Annotated in this window: 24 protein-coding genes; 18 read left to right on the top strand and 6 right to left on the bottom strand. The window is 65.8% G+C overall.

Features of this window, described 5'->3' with window-relative positions:
• The first annotated feature begins 21 nt into the window (after positions 1-21).
• From rplM to glmM, 3 genes are all read left to right on the top strand, one after another.
• Entirely contained in the window at positions 22-465 is a 444-nt protein-coding gene (gene rplM, locus ACVZTU_RS13470; protein WP_101554123.1) for a 50S ribosomal protein L13, read from the top strand.
• Positions 466-497: 32 nt separating this feature from the next.
• The gene (rpsI, locus tag ACVZTU_RS13465) at positions 498-1,007 is read left to right on the top strand and encodes a 30S ribosomal protein S9 (protein ID WP_025779545.1); all 510 of its coding nucleotides are present in this window, start codon (positions 498-500) and stop codon (positions 1,005-1,007) included.
• Positions 1,008-1,407: 400 nt separating this feature from the next.
• On the top strand, positions 1,408-2,760 hold the full coding sequence (gene glmM / locus ACVZTU_RS13460; protein WP_259357672.1) for a phosphoglucosamine mutase: 1,353 nt from the start codon (positions 1,408-1,410) through the stop codon (positions 2,758-2,760).
• 353 nt (positions 2,761-3,113) lie between these two features.
• On the opposite strand, the gene ACVZTU_RS13455 is transcribed toward glmM, so the two are convergent.
• Entirely contained in the window at positions 3,114-4,976 is a 1,863-nt protein-coding gene (locus tag ACVZTU_RS13455; RefSeq protein WP_482400568.1) for an ABC transporter ATP-binding protein, read from the bottom strand.
• A gap of 253 nt (positions 4,977-5,229) precedes the next feature.
• A complete protein-coding gene (gene coaA / locus ACVZTU_RS13450) occupies positions 5,230-6,267 on the bottom strand; it encodes a type I pantothenate kinase (protein WP_025779539.1) in 1,038 nt (345 codons plus the stop codon).
• Positions 6,268-6,496: 229 nt separating this feature from the next.
• Between coaA and glmS the strand changes: the two genes are divergently transcribed.
• From glmS to ACVZTU_RS13435, 3 genes are all read left to right on the top strand, one after another.
• Entirely contained in the window at positions 6,497-8,371 is a 1,875-nt protein-coding gene (gene glmS, locus ACVZTU_RS13445; protein ID WP_482400567.1) for a glutamine--fructose-6-phosphate transaminase (isomerizing), read from the top strand.
• A gap of 73 nt (positions 8,372-8,444) precedes the next feature.
• Entirely contained in the window at positions 8,445-8,903 is a 459-nt protein-coding gene (locus ACVZTU_RS13440) for a holo-ACP synthase (RefSeq protein ID WP_259357675.1), read from the top strand.
• A 44-nt stretch (positions 8,904-8,947) separates the two neighbouring features.
• Positions 8,948-9,568, top strand: coding sequence for a DJ-1/PfpI family protein (locus ACVZTU_RS13435; protein WP_229664269.1), 621 nt, complete (start codon positions 8,948-8,950; stop codon positions 9,566-9,568).
• Positions 9,569-9,595: 27 nt separating this feature from the next.
• Here ACVZTU_RS13435 and ACVZTU_RS13430 read toward each other — a convergent pair whose 3' ends face one another.
• Entirely contained in the window at positions 9,596-10,009 is a 414-nt protein-coding gene (locus ACVZTU_RS13430) for a GNAT family N-acetyltransferase (protein ID WP_482401757.1), read from the bottom strand.
• Between the two features lie 155 nt (positions 10,010-10,164).
• Between ACVZTU_RS13430 and ACVZTU_RS13425 the strand changes: the two genes are divergently transcribed.
• From ACVZTU_RS13425 to ACVZTU_RS13410, 4 genes are all read left to right on the top strand, one after another.
• Entirely contained in the window at positions 10,165-10,518 is a 354-nt protein-coding gene (locus ACVZTU_RS13425) for a nucleotidyltransferase family protein (RefSeq protein ID WP_482400566.1), read from the top strand.
• Between the two features lie 5 nt (positions 10,519-10,523).
• Positions 10,524-10,751, top strand: a complete 228-nt coding sequence (locus ACVZTU_RS13420) for a HepT-like ribonuclease domain-containing protein (RefSeq protein WP_482400565.1) — start codon at positions 10,524-10,526, stop codon at positions 10,749-10,751.
• A 124-nt stretch (positions 10,752-10,875) separates the two neighbouring features.
• Complete coding sequence (locus ACVZTU_RS13415; RefSeq protein ID WP_482400564.1) at positions 10,876-12,192, top strand: M20 metallopeptidase family protein; 1,317 nt, start codon at positions 10,876-10,878, stop codon at positions 12,190-12,192.
• Between the two features lie 106 nt (positions 12,193-12,298).
• Entirely contained in the window at positions 12,299-13,828 is a 1,530-nt protein-coding gene (locus ACVZTU_RS13410) for a bifunctional ADP-dependent NAD(P)H-hydrate dehydratase/NAD(P)H-hydrate epimerase (protein ID WP_482400563.1), read from the top strand.
• 6 nt (positions 13,829-13,834) lie between these two features.
• On the opposite strand, the gene ACVZTU_RS13405 is transcribed toward ACVZTU_RS13410, so the two are convergent.
• Positions 13,835-14,320, bottom strand: a complete 486-nt coding sequence (locus ACVZTU_RS13405; RefSeq protein ID WP_188741321.1) for a hypothetical protein — start codon at positions 14,318-14,320, stop codon at positions 13,835-13,837.
• 190 nt (positions 14,321-14,510) lie between these two features.
• Positions 14,511-15,188, bottom strand: a complete 678-nt coding sequence (locus ACVZTU_RS13400) for a hypothetical protein (RefSeq protein WP_181272582.1) — start codon at positions 15,186-15,188, stop codon at positions 14,511-14,513.
• A gap of 152 nt (positions 15,189-15,340) precedes the next feature.
• On the opposite strand from ACVZTU_RS13400, the gene alr reads away from it, so the two are divergent.
• From alr to ACVZTU_RS13380, 4 genes are read left to right on the top strand one after another with little or no spacing between them, the layout of a single operon-like run.
• The gene (gene alr, locus ACVZTU_RS13395) at positions 15,341-16,555 is read left to right on the top strand and encodes an alanine racemase (protein WP_181272581.1); all 1,215 of its coding nucleotides are present in this window, start codon (positions 15,341-15,343) and stop codon (positions 16,553-16,555) included.
• The gene (gene tsaE, locus ACVZTU_RS13390) at positions 16,552-17,157 is read left to right on the top strand and encodes a tRNA (adenosine(37)-N6)-threonylcarbamoyltransferase complex ATPase subunit type 1 TsaE (protein WP_482400562.1); all 606 of its coding nucleotides are present in this window, start codon (positions 16,552-16,554) and stop codon (positions 17,155-17,157) included. The genes alr and tsaE overlap by 4 nt, the downstream gene beginning before the upstream one ends.
• On the top strand, positions 17,154-17,888 hold the full coding sequence (tsaB, locus tag ACVZTU_RS13385; RefSeq protein WP_181272579.1) for a tRNA (adenosine(37)-N6)-threonylcarbamoyltransferase complex dimerization subunit type 1 TsaB: 735 nt from the start codon (positions 17,154-17,156) through the stop codon (positions 17,886-17,888). The genes tsaE and tsaB overlap by 4 nt, the downstream gene beginning before the upstream one ends.
• Positions 17,885-18,391, top strand: coding sequence for a GNAT family N-acetyltransferase (locus ACVZTU_RS13380; protein WP_181272578.1), 507 nt, complete (start codon positions 17,885-17,887; stop codon positions 18,389-18,391). Before tsaB ends, ACVZTU_RS13380 begins: the two co-directional genes overlap by 4 nt.
• 18 nt (positions 18,392-18,409) lie before the next feature.
• Here the strand turns inward: ACVZTU_RS13380 and ACVZTU_RS13375 are convergent, their stop codons facing one another.
• Positions 18,410-19,048 (bottom strand): biliverdin-producing heme oxygenase, encoded by a 639-nt coding sequence (locus tag ACVZTU_RS13375; RefSeq protein ID WP_181272363.1) that lies wholly within the window; start codon positions 19,046-19,048, stop codon positions 18,410-18,412.
• A 155-nt stretch (positions 19,049-19,203) separates the two neighbouring features.
• Between ACVZTU_RS13375 and ACVZTU_RS13370 the strand changes: the two genes are divergently transcribed.
• The 4 genes from ACVZTU_RS13370 to ACVZTU_RS13355 are packed head-to-tail and all read left to right on the top strand — an operon-like array spanning position 19,204 to position 22,292.
• Complete coding sequence (locus tag ACVZTU_RS13370; RefSeq protein ID WP_181272362.1) at positions 19,204-20,151, top strand: aldo/keto reductase; 948 nt, start codon at positions 19,204-19,206, stop codon at positions 20,149-20,151.
• Positions 20,148-20,675 carry an SRPBCC domain-containing protein gene (locus tag ACVZTU_RS13365; RefSeq protein WP_181272361.1) on the top strand — a complete coding sequence of 176 codons (528 nt, stop codon included), beginning with the start codon at positions 20,148-20,150 and terminating at the stop codon, positions 20,673-20,675. Before ACVZTU_RS13370 ends, ACVZTU_RS13365 begins: the two co-directional genes overlap by 4 nt.
• Positions 20,672-21,751, top strand: coding sequence for a tRNA (adenosine(37)-N6)-threonylcarbamoyltransferase complex transferase subunit TsaD (gene tsaD, locus ACVZTU_RS13360; RefSeq protein ID WP_181272360.1), 1,080 nt, complete (start codon positions 20,672-20,674; stop codon positions 21,749-21,751). The genes ACVZTU_RS13365 and tsaD overlap by 4 nt, the downstream gene beginning before the upstream one ends.
• Complete coding sequence (locus tag ACVZTU_RS13355) at positions 21,738-22,292, top strand: NUDIX domain-containing protein (protein ID WP_229664235.1); 555 nt, start codon at positions 21,738-21,740, stop codon at positions 22,290-22,292. The genes tsaD and ACVZTU_RS13355 overlap by 14 nt, the downstream gene beginning before the upstream one ends.
• The last annotated feature ends 1 nt before the right edge of the window (position 22,293 follow it).

Raw genomic sequence — 22,293 nt, 5'->3', positions numbered from 1 at the left:
GATACGAAAAGAAGGCTACTTTTGCGTACGTATACAGCTAAGCCCGGTGACGTTGAGCACCAGTGGCACGTCATCGACGCCACTGACCAGGTGCTCGGTCGCCTTGCTTCGCAGGTTGCACGCCTCCTGCGCGGCAAGCACAAGACCACGTTCACTCCGAACACCGACACCGGTGACTTCGTCATCATCATCAACGCCGACAAGGTCGCGCTGACAGGTGCGAAGCTCGAGAAGAAGCGCGCTTACCGCCACTCCGGGTACCCCGGTGGCCTCAAGAGCGTGAACTACGCCGAGCTCCTCGCCACCCACCCCGAGCGTGCAGTCGAAAAGGCTGTCGCCGGTATGGTCCCGAAGACTCGTCTCGGACGTGCCCAGATGCAGAAGCTGAAGGTCTATGCAGGTGCCGAGCACCCGCACGCCGCTCAGAATCCGCAGCCGTACGAACTCAGCCAGGTCGCGCAGTAAGCGCCTGAGCTCTAGACATACCGAGGAGAACCGTGGCTGATACCACCAACGCGACAGAAACTGTCGAAGAAGAGATCACCGAATACACTTCCGAGACTCCCGCATCCGCTGGCCTGGGCGAAAGCACCGCCGGTGGACGTGGACAGTCCCTGACCGCCCCCGGCAACGGAGTCGGCCGCCGCAAGCAGGCAATTGCTCGTGTGCGCCTCGTCCCCGGCACCGGTGAGTGGACCATCAACGGACGTACTCTCGAGGAGTACTTCCCGAACAAGCTGCACCAGCAGCTCGTCAACGAGCCCTTCACCCTGCTGGACCTGGGCGGACGTTTCGACGTCATCGTCCGGATCTCCGGTGGTGGACCCTCCGGCCAGGCCGGCGCCGTCCGCCTGGGCGTGGCTCGTTCGCTCAACCAGATCGACGCGGAGTCCAACCGTGCCGAGCTGAAGAAGGCCGGATACCTCAGCCGCGATGCTCGCGTTCCTGAGCGCAAGAAGGCCGGTCTCAAGAAGGCCCGTAAGGCACCTCAGTTCTCGAAGCGCTGATCTCGCTGGCGAACCGACTGCGGCTGGTCTGCCACTGAGTCGCAGTCATCGACAGTTCAGCATCATGAACATGAGAATGCGGTCCCGAACCAGGTTCGGGGCCGCATTTCTCATATCCGGACTCATCTCACACGGTCACTGACTTAGCCGGCATTGCGCGCGACCGCGGCTGCGGTCGGGTGTGCCGCCTCGGCGCATAGTCCGTCGCTCAAGCCTGAGCGCGAATATCGCATTGTGCACCGCACGATAAGCGCGCTCCGCCTTGAACGGACACTCGCGACGCCGCGATCACAGGAGCCACGGCTGCGGGTGAGCCGCCTCGGCGAGGACGCCGACATCACGAGCGACACACAGCGGATCGACTAAGATCGACTCCGACATTGACGAAAGGATCTCCACTATGTCTCGACTCTTCGGCACCGATGGAGTGCGCGGACTGGCCAATCGCGATATCTCGGCCAAACTCGCGCTCCAGCTCTCGGTCGCAGGTTCACGCGTGCTCAGCAGCGGCTGGACGGGTGAGAAGCGCCCCTTCGCCGTGGTCGGACGTGATACGCGCGTGTCCGGCGAATTCCTCTCCGCCGCACTGAGCGCCGGAATCGCCTCGACGGGAGTCGACGTCCTCGACGCGGGCATGCTGCCGACACCGGGCATCGCCCAGGTCGTCAAGGACACCGGCGCCGCCTTCGGAGTCGTGATCTCCGCCTCTCACAACCCCATGCCCGACAACGGCATCAAGTTCTTCGCCGCAGGAGGCACGAAGCTCGACGACGCCGTCGAAGACGAGATCCTCGCGATCTTCGATGAGGATTGGGACCGTCCGACCGGAGCGGACGTCGGCCGCATCTCGCGCTACCCGGCCGCTGCAGACGAGTACACCGAGCACCTGGTGCGCTGTGTCGACGCCGACAATGTGCGCCCGCTGTCGGGACTCAAGGTCGTCGTCGACTGCGCTCACGGTGCGGCGTCCATCGTCGGACCCGCCGCCCTGCGCCAGGCCGGTGCCGAAGTCATCGTTTCCGCCGCCGAACCCGACGGCTTCAACATCAACGACGGTGTGGGATCGACCCACCTCGGACCGCTGCAGCGCCTCGTCGTCGAGACCCAGTCCGATCTGGGCGTGGCTTTCGACGGTGACGCCGACCGCTGCCTGGCCGTGGACTCCTTGGGGCGGGTCGTCAATGGCGACCAGGTCATGGGCATCCTGGCGATCGGGCTCAAGGAGCTCGGTGAACTGCGCGGCAACACCCTCGTCACGACCGTCATGTCGAACCTGGGTCTGAAGCAGGCGATGGACAAATACGGCATCGATACCGTGCAGACCGCTGTCGGCGACCGGTATGTGCTCGAGCGGATGCTCGCCGACGGGTATGCGCTCGGCGGGGAGCAGTCCGGACACGTGCTCATGCTCGATCACGGCACCACCGGCGACGGAGTGCAGACCGCCCTGCATCTGATGAAGCGGATGGCCGATGCCAAGCGCACCCTGGCCGACCTCGCCGCGGAGATCCCGCAGCTGCCGCAGGCGCTCGTCAACGTCAAGGGCGTGGACAAGAACAACGTCGATCACCCGCAGGTCGCCGCCGAGGTGGCCGCTGTCGAGGCCGAACTCGCCGACACCGGTCGCGTGCTGCTGCGCGCCTCGGGCACGGAGCCGCTCATCCGGGTCATGGTAGAAGCCGCCACCGAGGATGCCGCCTCCGCCCAGGCCGAGCGCCTGGCCGCGTCGGTCAAGGAGCACCTCGCGCTGTAAACGCCGAGCCACCGGCTCCGGCGTGCCTTGCGGGGCGCCCTTCGCTCGATCAAGGGCTCGCTCAGATATGTCGCGGTCTTCCGCAGCATATTCGGGCGGGCCCTTGATCGACGTTGAGAGGCGCAGGGTTTGCCGAGTGCGCAGTGCCGCGCCGATCGCCAGTTTCAGAGGGGCCCTGCCGTGGCGACTGCGGGGCGGAACGACCTTCTGCCGCGGCGTTGGCCAGTCAACTGTGCGCAGATTGCACAATTTCGGCTCGAAACCGGCAATCTGCGCACACTTGACTCGAGGAAGTCTCTGACCCTGCGGCGTCGGTGCGGGACTCGCACCGAGAGTGGTTCAGCGTCGCGTACTCAGCTCGAGGCGAACTGGGTGGCGTAGAGCTCGGCGTAGCGGCCGCCGCGACCGACGAGCTCCTCGTGAGTGCCCTTCTCAATGATGCGACCGGCCTCGACGACGAGGATCGTGTCGGCCTGCCGGATCGTCGACAGACGGTGGGCGATGACCAGGGCCGTCCGCCCGTGCATCGCCTGGGCCAGGGCACGCTGGATCGCGGCCTCATTCGTCGAATCCAACGCCGAGGTGGCCTCATCGAGGACGACGATCTCCGGAGACGCCAGCAGCATCCGGGCGATGGTCAGGCGCTGACGCTCGCCTCCGGAGAGACGGTACCCGCGTTCACCGACGACGGTGTCCAGTCCGTCGGGAAGCGCATCGATGACGCCTTTCAGCTGTGCCCGGTCGATGGCATCGAGCATCTGCTCCTCGGTGGCATCGGGATTGACCAGCGCCAGGTTGGCGCGGATCGACTCGTGGAAGACATGTCCGTCCTGGGTGACGACGCCGACGGCCTCGCGCAGATCGGCGAACGACAGATCGCGAACATCGACTCCGCCGATGGTGATCGAGCCGCCCGTGACGTCGTAGAGCCGCGGCAGCAGCGACGCGATCGTCGACTTTCCCGCACCCGAGGATCCGACGAGGGCGACGGTGTGCCCGGCGGGAATCGTGAAGCTCAGGTCATGGAGAACCTGATCGCCGCCGCGGGTGTCGAGCACGGAGACGTCTTCGAGGCTGGCCAAGCTGACCTGCGAGGCGCTGGGGTAGGCGAAGTCGACGTGATCGAACTGCACATCCAACCCGCCGGCGGGCAGGGCCTTCGGCTGCGACGGCTCCTTGAAGTAGGGCACGAGATCGAGAATCTCGAACACCCGCTGGAACGACACCACTGCGCTCTGGATGTCCAGGCGCGCGTTGGCGAGCATCGTCAGCGGCGTGTAGAGCCTGGTCAGCAGCAGTGCCAGGGTCACGACCTGACCGGCGTTGAGGTTGCCGACGACGGCCTGTGCACCGCCGACGCCGTAGACGAGAGCCAGCGCCAGGGCGGAGACCAGAGTCAGCGAGGACACGAACGTCGACTGCAGCATCGCGACCTTGACCCCGATATCGCGGACCTGGCCGGCGCGGTCGGCGAACTCCTCGTTCTCCTGGCGGGGATTGCCGAAGAGTTTGACCAGGGTGGCACCGGCGGCGGAGAAGCGCTCGGTCATGCGGGTCGACATGTCTGCGGAATTGTTGGCCGCTTCGAACTGCAGGGATGCGAGCTTTCCGCTGAGCATTCGGGTGGGGATGATGAACAGCGGCAGCAGCAGGATCGACAGCACGGTCACCTGCCAGGAGATCGTGACCATGACGCCGACGGTCAGGGCCAGGGAGACGAAGTTCGACACGATGCCGGACAGGGTGTTCGAAAACGCCCGCTGCGCACCGATGACGTCCGTATTGAGCCGGGAGACCAGGGCGCCGGTGCGGGTGCGATTGAAGAATGCGATCGGCATCGACTGGACGTGATCATAGACGGCCGTGCGCAGATCGAAGATAAGTCCCTCGCCGATCCGTGAGGACAGGTACCGGTTCGTGATCGAGATGGCCGCATCGGCGATGGCCAACCCGCCGATGGCCACGGCCAGCCATACGACCGTGGACACGGGCCCGCCGCCGGTGATCGCGTTGACGACGTCGCCGGCGAGGACCGGGTTGAGGACGCCGATGCCCGCGGTGAGCACGGACAGCAGCAGGAAGATGATGAGTTTGCGCTTGTGCCGGGTCGCATACCCGGCGATCCGCTTGTAGATGCCCGGTTGGATGCGCGTCTCGGGGGTCTTCTTGCTCTTGACCGAGGAGTACATGAGGTGATGTGCGGATGGCACGCTCATACTGGGTCCCTTTCTGCTGCCGAAACGACCGAGCATGCACGGGGGAGCCCGTGACGGCGCGAGGATCGCTCGCATCCGGCCGCCGCCGTGGGCGGGTGGCCTGCCGGCGGTGAGTAGTTCAGTGCACACTGTGCAACCGCCAGAGCGGTGAAACTATTTCCTCACCGCCCGGCGACTCCCATCACAGGTACCATCGCAAGCTCGCCGAGGCGGCCCGCCCCTTCCGAGGTCCCAGACCCACCAGCGACTCCCGTCACAGCTTCCGCAGCTGCACCTTCCGGATGGTGTGGTCGGAGGATTTGTGGAGCACGAGATCGGCTCGGCCGCGGCTGGGCTGGACGTTCTCGCGCAGGTTCGGGAAGTTGATGGAGTCCCAGATCTCCGTGGCCAAGGTGATCGCCTCGTCGTCGTCGAGCTGCGAGTACCGGTGGAAGTAGGAATCCTCGTCCTGGAACGCACCGTGCTTGAGTTTGAGGAACCGCGAGATGTACCACTGGCGGATGTCACGGGAGCGCGCATCGACGTAGACGGAGAAGTCGAAGTAGTCGCTGATGGCCAAGCCCACGGTCCCGTCCTGACGGGGGCGGGCGGGTTGGAGGACGTTGAGGCCCTCGACGATGAGGACATCGGGGGAACGCACGACCACCTCGGCGCCGGGAACGATGTCATAGGTGTGGTGCGAGTACACAGGTGCACGGACCTCGGGGGCCCCGGATTTCACGGCGGAGATGAACTTGAGCAGCTTGCGCCGATCGTAGGATTCGGGGAATCCCTTCCGCCCGTTGAGGCGGCGACGGTCGAGTTCGGCGTTGGGGTAGAGGAATCCGTCGGTGGTGATGAGCTCGACGCGCGGAGTGTCGGGCCAGCGGGCGAGCAGTTCGCGCAGCACACGTGCCGTCGTCGACTTGCCCACGGCCACCGATCCGGCGACGCCGATGACGAAGGGCGTGCGCTTGGCATCCTGCGGTTCCAACCCGCGTTCGTGCAGCGGAGAGAAGAATTCCCTGGTCAGGTCGTGCTTCGCCCGCCGTGCGGAGACGTAGAGGTTGAGCAGTCGTGACAGGGGCAGATAGACCTGGGCCACCTCGTCGAGGTTGATCCGATCCCCGAGCCCGCGCAGCCGTTCGATATCGCGCTGCTTCAGCGGAAGCGGCGTAGCCTGGGCGAGCGTACCCCACACCTCCCGATCGAACTCCCAGAACGGAGACGTCGTGTCCGGCTCGCTGCGCCGGGCGGTATTGAGGCCGGCGAGCTTGCGCGCACGGTCCAACTGAGGGTCGACATGGCTCATCCCACCATTGTGTCATGCGTCATGTTCGCCACCCGCCCCAGGTCGGCGAAAGCCCCCACCCCCACCGAGGAGCCCCACCCCACCGAGGTGACCGTTCCGTCTCCGGCCCCGTCAGGTGTGCCCCGACCATCCTCTCCCGCGCCCGCGTGCGCGTGCAGTTCGTCACGTTGACCCGATCGTGACTCGCCGGAATACCCGAGATCGGCTATCAGTGCGTAAAATCTCCCTCATGTGTGGAATCGTTGGCTATGTATCCAAGGCCCCCGTTGACAATGCCGACCACTCGGCGCTCGATGTCGTGCTCGGCGGCCTGAAGAGGCTCGAGTACCGCGGCTACGACTCGGCCGGCGTCGCGCTCGTGACGCCCGACGGTCAGCTCGCCTCGGCGAAGAAGGCCGGAAAGTTCTCCGCCCTGACCGAGGAGATCGAGGCCAACCCGCTGCCCGCTGCGCAGACCGGAATCGGCCACACCCGCTGGGCCACCCACGGTGGACCCACCGACCTCAACGCCCACCCGCACCTGGCCGACGGCGGCAAGCTCGCGCTCATCCACAACGGGATCATCGAGAACTTCGCCCACCTGAAGAAGGACCTCGTCGCCGAGGGCGTCGAGTTCCTCTCCGAGACCGACACCGAGGTGGCCGCCGCCCAGCTGGCGAAGAACTACAAGGCGACCGGCGACCTCACCGCCGCGATGCGCAAGACCGCCACCGAACTCGAAGGTGCGTTCACCCTGCTCGCCGTCCACGCCGACGCTCCCGGTCAGGTCGTCGCCGCGCGCCGGAACTCACCGCTGGTCATCGGCCTCGGTGAGGGCGAGAACTTCCTCGGCTCCGACGTCGCCGCGTTCATCGACTACACCCGCACAGCCGTCGAGATCGGCCAGGACGAAGTAGTCACCATCACCCCGGAGACGGTTACGATCACGGACACCGATGGCAACCCCGTCGAGGGTGAGCAGTTCGAGGTCGACTGGGACACCGCCTCGGCGGAGAAGGGCGGCTTCGCGTCCTTCATGGACAAGGAGATCCACGATCAGCCGCAGGCCGTGGCCGATACTCTGCTCGGCCGCCTAGACACCGAGGGCCGCCTGACGCTGGACGAGATGCACATCGATGAGAACGTGCTCAAGTCCGTGGACAAGATCGTCGTCATCGCCTGCGGCACCGCAGCGTACGCCGGTCAGGTCGCGAAGTACGCGATCGAGCACTGGTGCCGCATCCCCACCGAGGTGGAGCTGGCCCACGAATTCCGCTACCGGGATCCGGTGGTCACGGAGAAGACGCTCGTCGTGGCGATCTCGCAGTCCGGTGAGACCATGGACACGATCATGGCCGTCCGCCACGCACGTCAGCAAGGTGCGAAGGTCATCGCGATCTGCAACACCTTCGGCTCGACGATCCCACGCGAATCCGATGCCGCGCTGTACACCCACGCCGGCCCGGAGATCGCCGTGGCCTCGACGAAGGCCTTCCTGTCGCAGGTTGTCGCCTGCTACCTGCTCGGCCTCTACCTCGCCCAGCTGCGGGGCAACAAGTTCCGCGACGAGATCGGCACGATCCTCGCCGAGCTGCAGTCCATCCCTGCGAAGATCCAGCACATCCTCGACGAGACCAAGTCGCAGGTCCTCGCGCTGGCCGACCGCAACCAGGACGTCGGTTCGGTGCTGTTCCTCGGCCGTCACGTCGGCTACCCGGTGGCGATGGAGGGTGCGCTCAAGCTCAAGGAGCTCGCGTACATCCACGCCGAGGGCTTCGCCGCAGGTGAGCTCAAGCACGGACCGATCGCGCTCATCGACGACGGTCAGCTCGTCATCATCGTCGTCCCATCCAAGCGCGGCCGGGATTCGCTGCATGCGAAGGTCATCTCGAACATCCAGGAAGTCCGCGCCCGCGGTGCGAACACCGTCGTCATCGCCGAGGAGGGCGACGAAGAGGTCGATCAGTTCGCCTCCGAGGTCATCTACGTGCCCGAGACGACGACGCTCATGGCGCCGCTGCTGACGACGGTTCCGCTGCAGATCTTCGCGATGGAGCTGGCCACGGCCAAGGGCCTCGACGTCGACCAGCCGCGCAACCTCGCGAAGTCGGTCACGGTCGAATGATCCGCCTCGGTGCCGGGCACGACAACGGTCGGTCCGGCATCTGAGTCGGTCGGGTATCTGAGGAGGTTCGATTGTGGCGATTCTAGGGATCGGCACTGACATCGCCGACGTGCCGCGCTTCGCGGAGCACATCGAACGCGTGCCTGAACTGCTCGACCGCCTGCTCACTCCCGGTGAGCAGCTCAAACGCAATGGCAAACGCCGGACGGATGCCTCCTTGGCGGCGCGGTTCTCCGCGAAGGAGGCGCTGAAGAAGGCGATCGGCTTCCCCGGATGGCTGCCGTGGCAGTCCGCCGAGGTGGTCCCCGCGAGGTCCGGTGCGCCGAGTTTCCGTCTGCGCGGGCTCGTGCTCGAGCACTTCCGTGCCATCGGCGGAACGAACATCCACCTGTCGATCACCCACGATGCTCACCTGACGATGACCTTCGTCATCGCCGAGGGCGACGGGCCGTCGCTGAGCCCCGGCATCGAAGGCGCCGCGGAGCACTTCACCCATTCGATGTACAAGCGAGTTCTTCGGCCGGAAGACTGAATCCGCGGCAGGAAGACTTACGCTGCAGCTGGGACAATGATTCGATGGACTCAATGACTAGCAATGTGGCGGTAGTGCTCTTCGACGGCTTCGAAGTTCTCGATGTATTCGGCCCCGTCGAACTCTTCAGCCGTCTCCCGGATTCCTTCACCCTCTCCTATGTCGCCGCTCAGCCTGGGCCCGTCCGCAGCGCTCAGGGCATCGAGGTTATCGTCACCGAGTCCTTCGACACAGCGAGCAACCCGGACATCGTCATGGTTCCCGGCGGGATGGGCACCCGGCAGTTGGTCGACGACCGAGCATTCCTCGACCGCCTCGTGAACTGGTCGGCCGGTGCCGAGCTCATCACCTCTGTGTGCACCGGTTCGGCGGTGCTCGCTGCCGCCGGCCTGCTCGACGGGTACCGGGCGACGTCGAACAAGAAGGCTTTCACGTGGGCGTCCGAACACGGCGAGGATGTCACCTGGATACCGCAGGCCAGATGGGTCGAGGACCGGGATCGATGGACCTCATCGGGTGTGGCCGCTGGCATGGACATGACTGCGGCACTCATCACCCATCTCTACGGCGCCGAGGCGGCCGCCACCGTCGCCCGTGAGATCGAGTTGGATATCCACACCGATCCCGATTGGGATCCCTTCGCCGCCCACCACGGGCTGGTCTGAACCGTCGACTTCTTGCACAGTCGAGCATCATCGGGACGCGAGTCTCAGTAGACCAGCATGTGTTCGGCTGAACCCGCACGAATCATGATAGAAAACTTCGAGGTGCGGCTCATAGTCGACATGCATCCATTCGCAGCCGGCGGCTTTGATTTCATGAACGAGAGTCTGGACCAGTCGTTTTCCGATACCACGCCTCTGAGGTCCCGGATCAACAATTGTGTCGAGGACGAACGCGTGCACCCCGCCGTCCCAACAGGCGTGGACGAACCCGATCAACTGGTCGTCGGAGAACGCACCGATCCACGTCAGGCTGTGCCGCTTCAGGCGCGCTCCCCACGGTTTCACCTCTCCACCTGAGTGTCCAAACGCTCGTGCATGGAGCGCAGATAGGTGGGCGTCATCAACAGTGAATCGCACACGAAGGTCTATGTCCTGGGCCATGACGATCAGTATGCCGTATCGATCAACATGGTGAGCTTCGCTGAATTCTCTGTCTGCCACCGAGAACCGGGACCCCTGACGCTTCATGAGATCCGTCCATCGCCCACCACCGCGTACGGTTCACGTCCGATGGAGGTGAATGTATTCGCAAGGAAATGTTATATGGCCTGGTTGAGTCGCTCCCGATCTGGGAGAATAGATTTATGGAATCCGCCGTGGTATTCGACACTGACGCAATCAGGAGCGCTTGCGAAAGATTCGGTGTGGAACGGCTTCGCATTTTCGGGTCCGTGCTCACGGATCGGTTCAATCCGGAGACGAGCGACATCGACTTCCTCGTCACTTTTCGACCGGAACGGGACAATCTGTTCCACGACTACTTCGATCTGAAGGCTGAGCTGGAGCGGATCGTCGGACGGCGAGTCGATCTGGTCATGGAACGCTCGGTGAAGAACCCCTTCTTCAAAGCGGCCGCGTTCGAGAGTGCGCGGGATGTCTATGCAGCGTAAGACAGGTGCGCATCTCTGGGATGCTGCTGAAGCGCCTCCGCAGAGACGATGCTGACACCGCTGCTCGTGTGCCCGGACTCGAACGAATCGTTGGACTGCGGAATGTCCTTGCCCATGAATACGGTGACATCGACTACGAAATACTTTGGCTGGCGACCACAACCGAAATCCCCGGCCTGATCACGATCCTCAATGAGCTCGTCGATGAGGCCAGAGACGCTACAGGGCTGTAGCGGCTCCATTGCGAAGGCTGCTGATCGATCACTGCCGCCGGAAGAATCACGCGTAGGGCGCGGATTTCTAGGAAGGCTGATCGGTCTCAATCAGCCTGCGCCTGGTGGGTAATAGACTCAAGGCATGAGTTCACTTCCCAACGACACCGACAACACCGCCGCTGCCGACATCGCCGCCCCTATGAGCCCGACCCCCGCCGAGGCGGCCGCCACCCAGGTGCACCTGCCCACTTCCGATGACGCGAACGACATCGCGCCCGGTCTGGTCACCCTGCGCCGTGCCCTGCACGAGAACGTCGAGGTCGGACTCGACCTGCCGGTGACGCAGAAGCTCGTCCTCGACGCCATCGAGGGCCTCGACGTCGAGGTGAGCACGGGGGAGAGGCTGTCGTCGATCGTCGTCGTCCTGCGCGGCGGTGCCCGCAAGGAGGACTCGACCGGAGTCGTACCTGCCGTGCTCCTGCGCGGGGACATGGACGGACTGCCCGTCACCGAGGCGACCGGATTCGACTTCGCGGCCACTTCGGGGAGGATGCACGCCTGCGGCCACGACCTGCACACCGCCGGGCTCGTCGGCGCACTCAAACTCCTCCACCGCGACCGCGACTCCCTGCCCGGCGACGTCGTGTTCATGTTCCAGCCCGGTGAAGAAGGATTCGACGGGGCCGGGAAGATGATCGATGAAGGCGTCCTCGACGCCGCGGGTCCCCTCGTCAAAGCCGCCTTCGGCATCCACGTCTCCGCCGACGCCGACCTCGGCGTCGCCAGCTCCCGTCCCGGTCCGTACATGGCGGCGTTTTCGAAGATGACGATCACCGTGAATGGCAAGGGCACGCACGCCTCCCGCCCGGCCACCGGCAAGGACCCCATCCAGGTCGGTGCGATGCTCGTGGGCCAGCTGCAGGAGTACGTCACCCGCCGCTTCGACATCTTCGACCCGCTCGTGATCACCGTCGGCCAGTTCAACGGCGGCACCGCTCCCAACGTCGTCCCCGACTTCGCGACCTTGGTCGTCAGTGTGCGCACGTTCTCGGAAGCTGTGACCTCCCGCGCCGAGGTGGAGCTGCCTCAGCTCGTTCGTGACCTCGTCGCCGCCCACGGTCTGAGCGCCGACGTCGAGTACGAGCAGATCCTGCCGCCGACGATCAACGACGACGCCGAAGCCGAGTTCTTCCTCTCCACCTTCACCGACCTCTTCGGCGAGCAGCGGACCGTGCGCAAGGCGAATCCGCTGCCCGGTTCCGAGGACTTCTCCCGTGTGCTCGACGCCGTGCCCGGAGCCTATGGACACTTCGGAGTCGCTCTGCCGAATCTGCCGGTCGAAGAACGCGAAGCCAATCATTCCCCTCGCGCCCGCCACAGCGACGACGGTCTCGCCGACCAGGCTCTGTTCCTCGCTCATCTGGCCGGGCGCCGGCTGGCGCAGCTGTCCGAGGGATGATCCGCCCGACCCCTGGCTCGGACGGTGGAAACGGCATACGGTGCAGGGATAGGTCCCGTGCAGGGCTACGTCGTATCAGGAGCAGAATTGTGAAGAGGAACAGTCGATGAGCGTGTTCGCCTACCCGAGTGAAACCATCAGGGAGGCCGAGAAGCCGCTGCTCGAAGCCGGCATCCCGCTCATGGCCCGGGCTGCCCGAGCGCTGGCGAACAGTGCGGCCGCCATGCTGAAGGCCGATCACGGACAGGTCACCGGCACCCGTGTGAGCGTACTGGCCGGGCCCGGCAACAACGCCGGGGACGCACTCTTCGCTGCGGCGACTCTGGGAAGGCGCGGTGCCGCCGTCACGGTCATCACCCTCTTCGATCGCACTCACGACGATGGACTGGCCGCGGCACACAGCGCCGGGGCGCAGGTCATCGCGTTCACCTCGGCCGAGGCCGATGCGGCCCGGGCCGACGCTCTGCGCGAACTCTCCCGCGCCGATCTCGTCCTCGACGGCATCCTCGGCACGGGCGGGCGGCGCGGACTGCCCGACCACATCTCCTCACTTACCGCCGATTGGGCCCCGCACCGCACCGGCCGCCTCATCGCCGTCGACGTCCCCTCCGACCTCGACCCGAACCACACCGGGGCAGAGAAACGACTCCACGCCGACCGCACTGTGACCTTCGGCGGCCTCAAGGCCGAACTCATCGATCCGCGTGTGGACGAGTTCATCGGAACCATCGACGTCATCGACATCGGCCTCGGCCTCGACCCCAGCTCGGCCGCCGCGGAGCTGCTCGATCACGATGATCTCGTCACCGGATTCCCGCGCCCCGATGAGACCGGGCACAAGTACTCCCGCGGTGTCACCGGGGTCCTCGCCGGCTCCGAGGACTACCCTGGCGCGGGCGTGCTCACCACCACCTCGGCGGTGAACACCGGAGCAGGGATGGTCCGCTATCTCGGCTCCCCGCTCGTCGCCGAATACGTCCTCGGCCTCCACCCCGAGGTCGTCAACGCCTCCGGACGCATCGACTCCGTCGTCCTCGGCCCGGGCGACCCCGAACCCGAATTCGTGCAGGGCGTCGCCGAGGCGCTGGCCGGCAACCGCACACCGGTCGTCGTCGACGCAGGCGGCCTCGACATGATCGCCCGCGCCGAATCGATGGCAGGCACCTGGCTGGCCGACCGCCCGCTCATCATCACCCCGCACGCCGCCGAGCTGGCGCGGCTGCTCAGCCGCCTCCTCGGCGAGATCATCACCGCCGGTCGGATCGGGGCGAACCCGATGCGATGGGCGCGGCGAGCCGCGGAGCTGACCGGAGCGATCGTCCTGCTCAAAGGCCATCACACGGTCATCGCCGCCCCCGACGGACACGTCGTTCTGCCCGCGCCGGGGCCGGGCACCCTCGCCACGGCGGGCTCCGGGGACGTGCTCGCCGGGATCCTCGGCACGCTCGCCGCGATCACCGCCGCCCACGGCCGCTATGACAGTGACGATCGGACGCGTCCACCCCGCGAGTGGGCTCGCCTGGTCGGAGTCGGAGTGCTGCTGCACAACGAGGCCGGCCGACGCGCGGTGACCGCGTCCGGATTCGCCGATGCCCTCGCCGAGGTGGTCGGCGAACTCATCCACGGCACTGACTGAATCCGCTCACCCGGTCACGCCGGCGACCTTCCGTGGGTGCATGACGAGCATGGCGGCCACACCGACGGCCACCGCAGACAGATGCGCGACTCGGCTGACGAGGATCACCGCTCCGGGGCCGTCGAGACCGGCGAAGTAAGCGCCGAGATCGGCATCGCCGAACAGCCACATGACGGGTTCGACGAGCAGAGATGCCGTCCCGATCACGCCGAGCCCGACGAGCAGGACGATCCGAGCCCACTGCCTGCCGCGAGCGAATCGGAGGATCACGACGGCGACGAGGGCGTAGACGGCCAGGCGGATGACCACCGCCCCCGCATTCTCCGCGAGGTCGGTGAACGGCCACAGATGTGCGGCCATTTCGACGATTCCGGCCACCAAAGCGGTGAACAGCGCCGTCACCGCCAGGCGTCTGGGCGTCCAGGCCCCCTGCCGCTCGTGTTCGTCTGTCTGTTCAGTGGATAATTCTGTCTGTCGACCGGTTCGTTCCATGTCGCTGTCCTCCTCGTCGGTGAGTCCCATATGAGCCGGGTGTCCAGCTCGGAGTCATCACCAAGAGGTAGCGAATCACCGCCCGATACGTAGTCCCTGCGGGGGATGCTGTCGGACTGCGGATTGCTCCGAATCAGCGGAATGGTTCGAACGGTCGGGACAGGCCGAACAGTCGGGACAGAGCAGAACCTCAGTGGATGAGGATCTGCGTCTTCGTCGAGCCCTCCCACTTCATCGCCTTGACGAGACTGGACTCGTACATCGACACACAGCCGGCGGTCTTCATCGACTCCGTGTTCGCATGCAGGAAGATCGCCGATCCCTTCCCCGGTGTGCGAGCCTCGTTGTAGCCGATGACCTGGGCATACTTGTACGGCTTCGGCTGGTAGAGAGATTCGCCCTTGTACCCTTCGGACTTCCGCTGCATCGTGTTGTAGCCCTCGGCCTTCGTCGCGTCACCGTCGACCCAGACATGATCGCGGGTGACCTTCGTCCACGGCTTGCCCAGCCCGGGATTCGCCGAGGTGCCGAAGCCATCGCGCATCCAGAACACACCCTTCGGGGTCTTGCCGTCACCTTCCCGTTTGCTCGACGTGGTGCCGTTGTAGCCGAGGCGGGCCTTGAACGGGCCGCTGTCGCGGACGTACCGGTCGCCGGACTTCTTGCACAGGTAGATATCGGCGGTGATCGTCGACCGCTGCTTGACCTCGATGGCCTTCGCGGCCGTCACCGAACTGTTCGCCTCGACGCCGGTGCAGTACTTCGCGGCCGCCTCGGCGGGACCGGACTGTCCGATCAGTGCGAGGCCCGCCGCGAACAGGACAGCCGTAATCACCATCGCGAGGATGCGGGCTGGTGTGGTGTGCATGATGTCTCCTTCTTCATCGAATGGCTCGTCGAGCCGGTCTTCGCCGAACACGTCGTCGGCTGCACCTGCGACACCGGCGCCAGAGCCGAATGTCGCGGGGGATCAGCGTAACGAAGGTGCTGGTCGACGGGGGTCGGCGGTAGTCTTATCCAGTGACATCTTTCGACATCCCCGAGGCTCTCGTACGGGCCGAGATCGACGAGGCAGCCCTGTGCGACAACGCCGCCGTCCTTGCCGATCGGCTCTCACCCGCCCGCCTCAAATGCGTCGTCAAAGCCAACGCCTACGGCCACGGCATCGACCTCGTCGCACCCGCTCTCTTCTCGGCCGGGTGGCGCGAGTTCTGTGTGGCCACGATCCCCGAGGCCCTTCGCCTGCGCAGCCTGCTCGGCCCCGAAGCGCAGATCCTCGCATGGCTCTACGGACCGACCACCGACCTCGACGAGGCGGTGCGAGCTGACATCGAACTGGGAATTTCGACGGTCGGGGCCCTCGACCGACTCGCCGAGGCGGCCCGCCGCACCGGCGTCACAGCCCGAGCCCATCTCAAGATCGACACCGGACTCGGCCGCAACGGTCTGTCCCCGGAAGCGCTCGTCCGTGCCTTCGACTGGCTGCGCCGCCACGCCGAAGACAGCCACACCGACGACTCCGGGAACCCCGAGGCCGGCGCCGATATACGCATCGTCGGAATGATGAGCCACTTCGCGGTCGCCGACGAACCCGAACGCCCCGAGACCGCGGCGCAGAGCGCGGTCTTCTCCTCCGCCCACGGGCAGCTGCGGGCCGTGCTCGACGCCGCGGACGGCCGCCTCGGCGAATCGGATGACCTGGATGTGCACATCGCGAACTCACCCGGAGCGCTCACTCTGGGACCGTGCCCGGGCACCTCGGCGAGGGTGGGGCTCGCCCTCTACGGTCTGTCCCCGCTCGAAGACGGAGATCCGGCGGCTCTCGGGCTCCGGCCGGTCATGCGGCTGACCTCCAGCGTCATCAATCTCAAGGACATTCCCGCAGGTCACGGCGCCTCCTACGGGCTGACGTTCACCGCCGCGACCGACACCCGGTTCGCGCTCGTGCCCGGTGGGTACGGGGACGGACTGCCGCGGGCAGCCTCGAACCGCGCCGAGGTGGCCATCCGGGGTCGTCGTTACCCCGTCGTCGGGCGTATCGCCATGGATCAGATGATCATCGACATCGGTGCCGGCAACGATGAGGTGGCCATCGGCGACGAGGTCGTCATCTTCGGCCCCGGTGGGCCGAGTGCGGCCGAATGGGGGACCTGGGCGAACACGATCAACTACGAGATCGTCACCCAGCTCAGCGCCCGCGTCGACCGGGTCGCCCGGAAGGGAGACGGGCGATGAGGGTCCATCTCGAATCCTTGGAGCAGATGCGCACGTTCGCTGCGGTCCTGGCCGACCATCTGCGCGCCGGTGATCTGCTCATTCTCACGGGCAACCTCGGAGCGGGGAAGACGACGTTCACGCAGTCGCTGGGCAGAGCCCTCGACGTGGCCGGGCGGATCACGTCGCCGACGTTCGTCATCGCCCGCGAGCACCCATCGCGCTCGGGCGGACCCGCCCTCGTCCACGTCGACGCGTATCGGTTGGCCGACGGGGAGGAGCTCGAAGATCTCGACCTCGACTCCGAACTGGACGAGTCGATCACGGTCGTCGAGTGGGGAGCCGGCCTGGCCGAGCAGCTCAGCAGCGATCACCTCGACATCACCATCACCCCGGTGTGGGATGAAGCCGCGGGGGATGATGACTCGGTCGGTGTGGACGACGAGGATGAGGTGGAGGACGAACGACGCACCGTCGACCTCGTTGGTCGCGGGGATGCCTGGATCGATCGGATGCCGCAGGTTGTGGCCGCTGTCTCGGCGCTGGCAGGCGTGCGAGTCGACGACCCGGCCTCTGCAGATCTGCCTGCCGAGGACTTCGCGGATGAGGGAGACGAATCATGATCGTTCTGGCCATCGACACCTCGCAGTCGGCCTCTGTGGCCCTCGTGGATACGGACACCGGTTCGGTCATCGCGGCCGAACAGGCCGATGACCAACGTCGACACGTTGAGTTCATCGGTCCTGCGCTCGCCGGCGTGCTCGCCGAGGATGCCCAACCCGAACTCGTCGTCGTCGGCATCGGACCCGGACCCTTCACCGGTCTGCGGGTGGGCATCGCCTCCGGAATCGCCGTCGGTCAGGCTCGTGGGATTCCCGTCAAGGGACTGCTGTCCCAAGCCGCGATCGTCGAAGAGTTCGTCCGCAGGGCAGAAGGCTCCCCAGCACTTGCGTCGGAGGTCGCGTCGCCCGCCGCGACCGAATCCGTTCGCCCCGTCCTCATCGCTTCGGACGCCCGCCGCAAAGAGGTCTATTTCAGCGTCTACGACTCCGCCGACGCCACGCTGAACGCCGGGCCGTTCGTGGCCAAACCGGCCGAGGTTGCTTCAGTTCTCGCCGACAACGGCTACCGGCTCGATACGATCGATCAGAAGCTCGGCCGCGGATTCCTCCTCTATCCGGACGTCCTCGGAGCGTCGAGCACCGAGTCCATCACCGATCCTCGTGCCGAATATCTTGCCCTCGCGGCGGCACGGGAACTCGCCGCCGGTCGAGACCTTGCCGACCCGATCCCCGAATACCTGCGCGAACCCGATGCGAAAGCAACCCCGGTACGCGAGAGCTCATTGAAATGACCTCCACGACCATTGCCGAGCTTCCCTGGTGGGACCTCGCCGAGGTGGCCGACCACGACGCGGCGATCTTCGGACCCACAGCCTGGACGCTCGGCTACTACTGGTCGGTCAAGGCGCAGAACGGCACGGTCATGCTCGCCGCCAGGACCGCATCGGCGGGGGAAACGGATGTGGACGGCACAGCCACGGATAGTGAGTTCACCGCCTCGACGGGGGAGCTGGCAGGGTGGATCGTCATGTCGGGGGCCGGTGCGGAAGCCGATGTGATGACGATCGCCACCACCGAGGCGGCACGCGGCACAGGCATCGGTCGTGCCCTGCTGCAGGCCGGAATCAATTGGGCGAAGGACCGTGGGTCCGAGATCGTCCACCTCGAGGTCGACGAACGCAATGCTGCGGCGTTGGGGATGTACGCATCTTTCGGGTTCGAGGAATGGGGGCGGCGCCCGGACTACTATCCGGGCGCCGCGGGAATTCTCATGCGTCTGCGGATCGGCGACTGATCCTTCTCAAATCGCGCCCTAGGCGACGGGAACCGCGCGGTTATCAGTCGCCTCGGTGAGGTCGACGAGCAGCGCTCCATTGAGTCGGAACGCTTCCATCGTCTCGTCGACGACGATCTGCTCGTCACCGCCGGTTGCCGCAACCTGGTCGAGGAGTCGGCGGTAGGCGTCCTTGTACGGCTTCGTCTTGCCGAGCTCGGCGAAATCCCACATCGTCAGCGAGGTCGCCGGCAGACTGTAGTGCCGGCCCATGAGGGTGCCGATCGCCTGACCGCCGGAGAGGTCGCCGAGGTAGCGCGTGTAGTGGTGGGCGATGACCTGCTCGGCCCGTTCGAGCCCCGCCAAGTGCGCAGCATAGGCGGTGGCACTGGGCATGACAGGCAATTCGGTGCCATCGAGCGCGGCCAGATCGGCGGCGATGCGGTCGGCCCGGAACAGATGGGCGTCGAAGAACGGCGCGAAGACCGGATCCTCGGCGAACTCCCGTGACTTCGACTCGAGCACGCCGTAGATGACGTCGTACTGCTTGAGCAGGAGAGCGTAGGCCCTTGCGTCGAGCCGTCCTTCCATGAGGTCGACCATGAACGTGGTGTGTTCGACCTCGTCGTGGATGGTGGCGGTGCTGGCCTTGAGGCGAGCGGAGAACGGTTCAGACATGATGTTTCCTTGGGGGAGTGCGGCCAACCGAATGCTGGTCTGCCGCCGAGGCGGCGTGATCGGCATCATTGCGTATCTATAGCTTAGCCTAACCTGAGTTCCGGGAGACGGTCCTGCCCCGAAGCAGTGGAGGTCAAACGGGTAGTCTGGAGGGTATGACACGTGTGCAATTGGCAGATACCGATCTCTTCGTTCACCCTCTTCAGCTGGGCGGAAACCCCTTCGGTTGGGGTGCGGATCGGGATCAGAGCTTCGCTGTTCTCGACGCCTATGCCGAGGCCGGCGGAAACTTCATCGACACCGCCGACGCGTATTCGGCCTGGGTCGAGGGGAACTCGGGCGGAGAGTCTGAGACGATCATCGGCGAATGGATGAAGGCTCGCGGCAATCGCGACGAGATGGTCATCGCCACCAAAGTCGGCATGCACCCGAAGGGGCATGGCCTCGATCCGGCGAACATCCGCAACTGCGTCGACGACTCGCTGCGCCGGCTCGGCACCGACCACATCGACGTCTACTATGCCCACAGAGACGATGATGACGTCGACCAGGTCGCCGTCGCCGAGACCTTCGACGCGCTCGTCCGCTCCGGCAAGGTCAGCTACCTCGGGGCATCGAACTTCAGCCTCGAGCGACTGCAGAAAGCCCGGAAGATCTCGACGAAGTTCTCGCTTGCCTGCTATCGAGTCGTCCAAGACCGGTTCAACCTCGTCTCCCGCGCCGCCGTCGATCCGCAGAAGCAGGCGTACCTGCGATCTGAGGGCATCGCCGAACTGCCCTTCCACTCACTGGCCTCCGGTTTCCTCACCGGCAAGCACACCGGCGGCGACGCCACCGGCAGCGTCCGCGGTGACCGAGTCGCCGATTTCGTCGACGACCAGAAAGCCCTCGGCGCCCTCGAAATCCTCCACGATGTCGCCGCCAACCACGGAGTAACGATGACGGCCACGGCCATCGCGTGGCAGCTCACCCACGATTTCATCCCCTCGACGATCGCCTCGGCGCGCGTGCCCGAACAGCTCACCGAGCTGCTCGCCGGAACGGAGATGCAGCTGAGTCCTGATGAGAAGGCGGCCCTCGACGGCGCTTGGGAGGAAGCATGAGTGGGACCAGCCCGCGCCTGGTCACCTGGGAGAACGGCACCGACCTCGTCATCGAGCTGCTCCTCGAGCGTGACGTCGAAACGGTGTGGAACGCACTGACCGATGCCGAGAGTGCACGGGCCTGGTTCGCGCCGTTCCGCCTCGGCGAGGATGGAGAGACGCGCACGATCACGTTCGCGCTCGAGGACATCGACCTGAACGGATCCGTCCTCAGCTGCGAGGACTTCGACCACGTGCTGCTCGAACTCGACGACTTCGGAGTGCTCGGCCTCCGCGTGCTGCCGATCGAGGGGGAGACCGGTCACGAGACCCTGCTCGTGCTCACCCATACCGCGCCCGATGCCGAGACCGCCCGCGGTCAGGCCGCCGAAGTGGGGCCGATGTGGGACACGCATCTGCGCCTCTTCGCCCGCACCCTCGGTATGGACATCGCCGAGGTGACCGAACCCGAACTCGTGGCCATCTACTCCGACCTCGACCTCGAAACCGCGGAGTCTGCCGACGCCCCGGAGGACGGATCATGAGCGACCCACTCGTCCTCGGCATCGAATCCTCGTGCGACGAAACCGGGGTCGGCATCGTCCGCGGGCGCACGCTGCTGACGAACACCGTCTCCTCGTCGATGGACGAGCATGTGCGCTTCGGCGGGGTCGTGCCCGAAGTCGCCTCCCGCGCCCATGTGCAGGCCATCGGCCCGGCCATCGCCTCTGCCTGTGAGACCGCCGAGGTGGAGCTGTCCGAAATCGACGCCGTCGCGGTGACCGCCGGACCGGGTCTCTCCGGTGCGCTCATGGTCGGGGTCGGCGCGGCCAAAGGACTTGCCGCGGCGCTGGGCAAACCGCTCTACGGAGTCAACCATCTGGCCGCTCACGTGGCCGTCGACCTCGTCGCCGAGGACGTCGACGGATTGACCACTCCCACCATCGCCCTGCTCGTCTCCGGTGGGCACACCGAGATTCTGCGCATCGGCGACCTCGTCGAGGACATCGAACTCCTCGGCGCTACGATCGATGACGCCGCAGGTGAGGCCTTCGACAAGACCGCGCGCCTGCTCGGGCTTAATTATCCCGGCGGACCGAACATCTCGAAGGCTGCTCTCGGCCTGCTCGACGGCACCGGGATCCCCGGCGACCGGAAGGCAGTGAGATTCCCGCGCGGACTCGCGAAGAAGCAGGACCTGCGCGACCCCGAGCGTCGGTATAACTTCTCGTTCTCCGGGCTGAAGACCGCAGCCCTGCGTGAGGTGACGAAGGCCGAGACTCTGGGCGCGGACCTAAGGGTGGCCGATATCGCCGCCGGGTTCGAAGACGCTGTCGTCGACGTGCTCGTGACCAAGACTCTGCTCGCTGCGGCTGACACCGGCATCAACCATGTCGTCCTCGGTGGGGGAGTGGCCGCGAACTCGCACCTGCGTGAAGTGCTCTCGGCTCGCTGCGCCGAGGCGGGCGTGACTCTGCGCGTGCCGCCATTGACACTGTGCACGGACAATGGAGCCATGGTCGCAGCTCTCGGTGCGGAGCTCGTCTCCCGCGGAATCGGACCGAGTGACCTGTCCTTCGCCGCCGTCTCCTCTTTGGATGTCGATCATGTCCTCGTCTGAGAGCGACCCGAACAGCGCCGCCGAACGGAACGCACAGGCGGCGAAGTCAACGCGCCTGCCTGCCGGTCGGCCGCCTCGGCGATCGGGTGACGGGTGGACGTATGGGTCCGATGGGAAGAAGCATTGGGGTCTCAACGGGGCCGCGGGGCTCATGCTCGTCGATCCCGAGCGCGGGGTGCTCATGCAGCACCGGGCGCTGTGGTCGGTCGAAGGTGGGACCTGGGGATTCCCCGGCGGCGCCCGCGATATGGGCGAGTCGGCGGTCGAGGCCGCGGTCCGGGAGTCCTGGGAAGAGGCCGGGGTGCCCGACCAGGATGGATCGGGCATCGAGATCCTCGAGACGCACATCCTCGACCTGGACACCTGGTCGTACACGACGGTGATCGCGAAGACCCTGCGCCGCTTCGACGCTGTCATCAATGACCCCGAGAGCATCCAGCTGTCGTGGGTGCCGCTGGACGAGCTCAACGACTACGAACTGCACCCGGGAGTCGCCTCCGCGCTGCCGACGCTCTTGGAGCTGCTCCGACCCCATCTGTGAG

The organism is Brevibacterium sp. OS20 (assembly GCF_056837565.1).
Note: the sequence above shows the minus strand (reverse complement) of the source record. Positions and strands in the feature narration are given on the sequence as shown.